The sequence below is a fragment of the Stenotrophomonas panacihumi genome (genome assembly GCF_001431645.1).
GTDB classification, from domain to species: domain Bacteria; phylum Pseudomonadota; class Gammaproteobacteria; order Xanthomonadales; family Xanthomonadaceae; genus Stenotrophomonas_A; species Stenotrophomonas_A panacihumi.
The window spans coordinates 1-6,766 of record NZ_LLXU01000010.1; the positions used below are offsets into that span (position 1 = coordinate 1).

6 protein-coding genes are annotated in these 6,766 nt (G+C 69.0%); 5 read left to right on the plus strand and 1 reads right to left on the minus strand.

The window, feature by feature from the left end; genetic code table 11:
- Positions 1–306 precede the first annotated feature (306 nt).
- Positions 307–2,043 (minus strand): gamma-glutamyltransferase, encoded by a 1,737-nt coding sequence (ggt, locus tag ARC20_RS00570; RefSeq protein ID WP_057642747.1) that lies wholly within the window; start codon positions 2,041–2,043, stop codon positions 307–309.
- 309 nt (positions 2,044–2,352) lie between these two features.
- On the opposite strand from ggt, the gene ARC20_RS18095 reads away from it, so the two are divergent.
- From ARC20_RS18095 to ARC20_RS00590, 5 genes are all read left to right on the plus strand, one after another.
- Positions 2,353–2,577, plus strand: a complete 225-nt coding sequence (locus tag ARC20_RS18095; RefSeq protein ID WP_146165874.1) for a hypothetical protein — start codon at positions 2,353–2,355, stop codon at positions 2,575–2,577.
- A 245-nt stretch (positions 2,578–2,822) separates the two neighbouring features.
- Positions 2,823–3,827: a ketol-acid reductoisomerase gene (gene ilvC, locus ARC20_RS00575; protein WP_057642754.1), complete on the plus strand. Its 1,005-nt coding sequence runs from the start codon at positions 2,823–2,825 to the stop codon at positions 3,825–3,827.
- A 42-nt stretch (positions 3,828–3,869) separates the two neighbouring features.
- Positions 3,870–5,591 (plus strand): acetolactate synthase 2 catalytic subunit, encoded by a 1,722-nt coding sequence (gene ilvG, locus ARC20_RS00580; protein ID WP_057642757.1) that lies wholly within the window; start codon positions 3,870–3,872, stop codon positions 5,589–5,591.
- Complete coding sequence (locus ARC20_RS00585; protein WP_057642760.1) at positions 5,575–5,829, plus strand: ACT domain-containing protein; 255 nt, start codon at positions 5,575–5,577, stop codon at positions 5,827–5,829. Before ilvG ends, ARC20_RS00585 begins: the two co-directional genes overlap by 17 nt.
- A gap of 72 nt (positions 5,830–5,901) precedes the next feature.
- A partial coding sequence (locus ARC20_RS00590) for a threonine dehydratase (protein ID WP_057642763.1) occupies positions 5,902–6,766 on the plus strand: 865 nt, incomplete at its 3' end.

Here is a 6,766-nt window from a genome sequence, read left to right on the forward strand (position 1 = left end):
TGTCGCCACACGCCCCCGCCCCGGCGCCGCCCCCGACCACCCGACAGATCAATGACCACGGATCGAAGGTCAAAAGCCGACGCGATGCCGATGGGCACGCGCTTGATCGAAGTGGGAAAGCGGATGCGCCCTGCGCCGTCCCCGCCGGGGTAGGCGCGAGCAGGCCATGGATGGCCTGCGTTCGCTGACTGAGTACAGGACGTACGCCGGAAGCGACGCGCCTACCCCGGCGGGGTCGGGGCCCGCACCGTGAGGCGACCTCCGCCACCGCCCGGTGCAGGCTTTTCAAGCAAGCCAACCAGGCAATCAGTACCCCGCCGCCTGCCCATCCTTCCGGCTCTCCGAAGCCCCGTAGTACACCCCGGTGGCCGGATCGCGCAGGATCGCCTGGTAGCCGCCATAAGGGCCGTCGGCGAAAACGATGCGATGCCCCTTGCGCATCAGCTCGCGGATCGTCTCGTAGGAGAAGCCGCTCTCCAGGTTGACCTCGCCGCCGTCCGTCATCGCCGTGGCCTGCCCGGTCGGTTCGGTCGAACCCTCGTGCTGGATGCGCGGCGCATCGCCGGCCTCCTGGAGGTTCATGTGGAAGTCGACCATGTTCATCACGATCTGCGCATGGCCCTGCGGCTGCATCGCCCCGCCCATCACGCCGAAACTCATGTACGGCTGCCCATCCTTGGTGATGAAGCCGGGGATGATCGTCTGGAACGGACGCTTGCCCGGCGCATAGCCGTTCGGATGGTCCTTCTTCAGCACGAACATCTCGCCGCGGTCCTGCAGGATGAAACCCAGCCCCGGAGGCGCCATGCCGCTGCCCATGCCGCGGTAGTTGGACTGGATCAGCGACACCATCATCCCGTCGGCGTCGGCCACGGTCATGTAGATGGTGTCGCCCTCCTCCAGCTGCTTCGGCGTGCCCGGCTGCACTTCCTTCAGCGCCTTGTCCGGGGAAATCAGCTTGCGGCGCTCGGCCGCATATTCCTTGGAGATCAGCTTGTCGATCGGCGCCTTCTGGAACGCCGGGTCCGCATAGAAGCGCGCGCGGTCGGCGAAGGCCAGCTTCTTGGCTTCCACGTAGAGGTGGATGTGCTCGGGCGAGCCGAAGGCGATTTTCGAGAAGTCGTACCCTTCCAGGATGTTGAGGATCTGCAGCGCGGCGATGCCCTGGCTGTTGGGCGGCAACTCCCACACGTCGTAGCCGCGGTAGTTGCTGCTCACCGGCTGCACCCACTCGCCGTGGTGGCTGGCCAGGTCGTCATAGCTCAGGAAGCCGCCGTTGGCCTTGAAGTAGGCGTCGATGGTGCGGGCGATGTCCCCCTTGTAGAAGGCGTCGCGGCCGCCATCGGCGATCTTCTGCAGCGTGTTGGCCAGGTTCGGGTTCTTCCACAGCTCGCCCTTGCGCGGCGCGTGGCCGTCGAGGGTGAACTGCTCCTTGAAGCCGGGGTACTGCGACAGCCGCGGCACCGAGCGGTCCCAGTAGTAGGCGATCGTCTCGGCCACCGGGTGGCCCTCGCGCGCGTAGCGGATGGCTGGCGCCAGGTCCTCGGCCATCGGCTTGCGGCCAAAGCGCTCGTGCAGGGCGAACCACGCATCGACCGCGCCCGGCACGGAGACCGGCAGCGGCCCGGTCGGCGGGATGTCCTTCAGGCCGCGGCGCTGGAACTCGGCCAAAGTCAGCGACTTCGGCGAGCGGCCCGAGCCGTTGTAGCCATAAAGCTGCTTCGTTTTCGGATCCCAGACGATGGCGAACAGGTCACCGCCCACGCCGTTGCCGGTCGGCTCCATCAGGCCGAGCGCGGCGTTGGCCGCGATCGCCGCGTCCATGGCCGAGCCGCCCTGCTTCATCACGTCCAGCGCGATCTGGGTGGCCAGCGGCTGCGACGTGGCCGCCATCGCGTGCGGCGCGATCACTTCCGAGCGCGTGGCGAAGCCGGGGCCGGTGATGCGGTCGCCCGCGAAGGCCGTGCCGGACGCACACGCGCCGGACACCAGCAGGAACAGCGCGATGCCCCGGGCAAGGGGCAGGACGGAAGGACGGATCATGCGGGCACCGGGTAGACAGGATGCGCGCCACCGTATCACCCCGCCCCGCCGCGTCACCTGCCGGAAGTCCTGTGCCCGTGCATTGCGTCCAGCCGGCGCGTGCGCACCCGTCCCGCCGCGCACATCGGGCCGATGGGCCATGAAATGGCCAGCGAATCGACCACGAAGTGACGCGCGCGAAATCGTCTCGACTGCGGTCTGCGCCTTGCGCTTCCTCACGCCAGGAAGGACACCAGGAACTACGTGAGATGCAGTGTTTTCAAGGCATCCAAGCGATGAACCGGCATTCCACTTTCCCGCAAAAATGCAGTGAAATCCGTTGCCCCGGAAACCATTGCAGATGCCACTAAATTAATTTCCGCCAATGGCTTGACACATCTTCCCACGCATGTTTTTCTCGATCGCATGTTGCAGCGCCACACCACCGCGAACACCGAACTGATCGCAGCGCCCCAGCCGGCGCGCGTCGATGCTTCGCTCCTCGTCCTTGTACTTATTACCTCGCCCACAAGTGCGGGACGAACCGGCGTGTAAGCAGCAAGCAACGCAGGATTCGACGAAACCCCGCACCGGCAACGGCGCGGGGTTTTTCTTTTATAGGGCAAGACGAAGCAAACACGGCAGGCACATGACCCACCCGGCACGCAAAAACCACAGCCAGACCCGCACCGGCCACGCCGGCGGCGCTGCCTGCGCGCAAGCCACTGCCGCCCTCCCCCTCAGCCGGCCCGCCAACGCGCGCGCCGGCTGATCTTTTTTCACCTCGAGGAAAACGCACGATGAGCAGCAACGAACAGACCCCGCGCATCACCGTCGTCGGCTACGGCAGCCAGGGCCGCGCCCATGCCATGAACCTGCGCGACTCCGGTTTCGACGTGACCGTGGGCCTGCGCCCCGGCGGCCCGACCGAGGTGCAGGCCAAGGCCGATGGCTTCGAAGTGCGCCCGCCGGCGGACGCCGTGCGCGAGGCCGACCTGGTCGCCGTGCTCACCCCGGACATGGTGCAGAAGAAGCTCTACGAGGAAGTGCTGGCGCCGAACATGAAACAGGGCGCGTGCCTGCTGTTCGCGCATGGCCTGAACGTGCACTTCAACATGATCGCCCCGCGCGAGGACCTGGACGTGGTGCTGGTCGCGCCGAAGGGCCCGGGCGCGCTGGTGCGCCGCGAGTATGAAATCGGCCGCGGCGTGCCGTGCATCTGGGCGGTGTACCAGGACAAGAGCGGTCACGCCGAGCAGCTGGCCCTGACCTACGCCGGCGGCCTGGGCGGCGCGCGCGCCAACCTGATCCAGACCACCTTCAAGGAAGAGACCGAGACCGACCTGTTCGGCGAGCAGGCCGTGCTGTGCGGCGGCGCCAGCGCGCTGGTGCAGGCCGGCTTCGAAACCCTGGTGGAAGCCGGCTACCAGCCGGAGATCGCCTATTACGAAGTGCTGCACGAGCTGAAGCTGATCGTGGACCTGTTCTACGAAGGCGGCATCACCCGCATGCTGGAGTTCATCTCCGAAACCGCGCAGTACGGCGACTACGTCAGCGGCCCGCGCGTGATCGACGCCGGCACCAAGGCGCGCATGAAGGAAGTGCTCAAGGACATCCAGGACGGCACCTTCACCAAGAACTGGGTGGCCGAGTACGAAGCGGGCCTGCCGAACTACAAGAAGTACAAGCAGGCCGACCTGGACCACCCGATCGAGCAGGTCGGCAAGCAGCTGCGCGCCAAGATGGTGTGGCTCAACGGCCAGGCCGCCGCCGCGCAACCCGCCGGCAGCCAACGCGCGGCGTAAGCCGCGCCCTTCCCCCAGTCGCTCCGCAAAGGACGCCCCTGCATGGACACCACCGCACAAGCCACGCCGCCCAATGGCGCGCGCTGGCTGACGCAGGCCCTGGAAGCCGAAGGCGTGGATACGCTGTTCGGTTATCCGGGTGGCACGATCATGCCGTTCTACGATGCCCTGGTAGATTCCTCGCTCAAACACATCCTGGTGCGGCATGAGCAGGGCGCGGCGCTGGCCGCCAACGGCTACGCCCGCGCCAGCGGTCGCGTCGGCGTGTGCGTGGCCACTTCCGGCCCCGGCGCCTCCAACCTGGTCACCGGCATCGCCGATGCGATGCTGGACTCGGTGCCGATGGTCTGCCTGACCGGCCAGGTCGCCACGCCGCTGCTGGGCACCGATGCCTTCCAGGAACTGGATGTGTTCGGCCTGACCCTGCCGATCGTCAAGCACAGCTTCCTGGTGCGCCGGGTCGAAGACCTGCCGCAGGTGGTGCGCGAAGCGTTCCGCATCGCCCGCGAAGGCCGCCCCGGCCCGGTGTTGATCGACCTGCCGAAGGACGTGCAGCTGGCCGACGCCTCGGCGCTGCCCGCGCACGTCCCGGCAGAAGTCGCTCCGCCGGCCGCGCCGGAACAAGCCCGCCTGGCCGACGCGCTGGCCGCCATCGCCGGTGCCGAGCGCCCGGTGGTGTACGCCGGTGGTGGCATCGCGCTGGCCGACGCGGTCGATGCGTTCCGCCAGTTCGTCGAAGCCGCCGGCCTGCCGACGGTGATGACCCTGCGCGGGCTGGGCGCGCTGCCGCCGCAGCATCCGCAGAGCCTGGGCATGCTGGGCATGCACGGCACCCGCGCGGCAAACATCGCCGTGCAGGAGAGCGACCTGCTGGTGGTGGTCGGCGCGCGTTTCGACGACCGCGCCACCGGCAAGTTGAACGAGTTCGCCCCGTTCGCGCGGGTCGTCCACCTGGATGCCGACGCCTACGAGATCTCCAAGCTGCGCACCGCCGACATCGCCATCCCGGGCGACGTCGCCACCGGCCTGAAGGCCCTGGCCGCGGCGCGCTCCACCTGCGAGGCATGGCGCAAGCGTTGCGCGGCGAACCGCGAACGCTTCGGGGCGCGCTACGACGCCCCCGGCGGCGACATCTACGCCCCGGCGTTGCTGAAGCGCCTGAGCGAGGTCGCGCCGGCCGACGCCATCATCGCCTGCGACGTGGGCCAGCATCAGATGTGGGTGGCGCAGCACTGCCGCTTCCAGCATCCGCGCAACCACCTGACCAGCGGCGCGCTTGGCACGATGGGCTTCGGCCTGCCGGCGGCGATGGGCGCGCAGTTCGCCTGCCCGGATCGCACCGTGGTGCTGGTCTCCGGCGATGGCAGCTTCATGATGAACGTGCAGGAGCTGGCGACCATCGCCCGCTGCAAGCTGCCGGTGAAGATCGTGCTGCTGGACAACAGTTCGCTGGGCATGGTGCGGCAGTGGCAGGAGCTGTTCTTCGCCGAGCGCTACAGCGAGATCGACCTGTCCGACAACCCGGACTTCGCCGCGCTGGCGCAGGTGTTCGGCATCCCGGCCACGCGCATCACCGCGCGCGACCAGGTCGACGACGCGCTGGCGGCGATGCTGGCCCAGCCCGGCCCGGCGCTGCTGCACGTGGCCATCGACGCACGCGCCAACGTGTGGCCGCTGGTGCCGCCGAACACCGCCAACAGCACCATGCTGGAGAGCAACCCCGCCCACGCCGCACGGGAGGCCAGCCATGCGCTACCGGCTTGACCTGGTGCTGCGTCCGGCCGAAGGCGCGCTGTTGCGCGTGATCGGCATGGCCGAACGCCGCGGCTTCAGCCCGCGCGCCATCCATGGCGCGCCGGACGCCGACGACCAGGGCCGCTGGCACCTGCAGCTGGAGGTCGAGGGCACCCGCCCGGCCGAGACGCTGTGCCGCCAGCTGGAGAAGGTGTACGACTGCGAGTCGGTGCAGGCCACTGCACTGCCGCTGGAGGCGGCGGCATGAACGCCGTCGCCCGCCACCCGGAGCAGCTGGTACGGAGGTGTCTTCTTCCGTGCCAGCCGTTCGCGTGTCGCCATGCCTGATACCGGGCGCGCCCCCGTGGAGCCTGAAGTAGCCGACGTACCGGTACGCGTGAGCGTGGCCGACGTGCTGGCCGCGCAGGCGCGCCTGCGCCGCTACCTGAGTGCCACGCCGCTGCACTACGCCGAACGCTTCGGCGTGTGGCTGAAGCTGGAGAACCTGCAGCGCACCGGCTCCTACAAGGTGCGCGGCGCGTTGAACGCGATGCTGGCCGGCCTGGAGCGCGGCGACGACCGCCCGGTGATCTGCGCCTCGGCCGGCAACCACGCCCAGGGCGTGGCGTGGTCGGCCCACCGCCTGGGCCTGCAGGCCATCACGGTGATGCCGCATGGCGCACCGGCCACCAAGATCGCCGGCGTCGCCCACTGGGGCGCCACCGTGCGCCAGCACGGCAACAGCTACGACGAGGCCTACGGCTTCGCGCGCGAGCTGGCCGCGCAGAATGGCTACCGCTTCCTGTCCGCGTTCGACGACGCCGACGTCATCGCCGGCCAGGGCACGGTCGGCATCGAGATCGCCGAGCATGTGCCGGACGTGGTGATCGTGCCGATCGGCGGCGGCGGCCTGGCCTCGGGCGTGGCGCTGGCGCTGAAGTCGCAGGGCGTGCGCGTGGTCGGCGCGCAGGTCGAGGGCGTGGATTCGATGCTGCGCGCCGTGCGCGGCGACGCGCGCGAGATCGACCCGGTGCCGACGCTGGCCGACGGCGTCAAGGTCAAGATCCCCGGCTTCATCACCCGCCGCCTGTGCGCCAGCCTGCTGGACGACATCGTCACCGTGCGCGAGGCCGAGCTGCGCGAAACGCTGGTCCGCCTGGCGCTGGAAGAACACATCATCGCCGAGGGCGCCGGCGCCCTCGGCG

What these genes read in the sequence shown, in the direction of transcription:
- ilvG (WP_057642757.1), top strand. Translation starts at nt 3,870, where the DNA reads ATGGACACCACCGCACAAGCCACGCCGCCCAATGGCGCGCGCTGGCTG.
- ARC20_RS00585 (WP_057642760.1), top strand. Translation starts at nt 5,575, where the DNA reads ATGCGCTACCGGCTTGACCTGGTGCTGCGTCCGGCCGAAGGCGCGCTG.
- ggt (WP_057642747.1), bottom strand. Translation starts at nt 2,043, where the DNA reads ATGATCCGTCCTTCCGTCCTGCCCCTTGCCCGGGGCATCGCGCTGTTC.
- ilvC (WP_057642754.1), top strand. Translation starts at nt 2,823, where the DNA reads ATGAGCAGCAACGAACAGACCCCGCGCATCACCGTCGTCGGCTACGGC.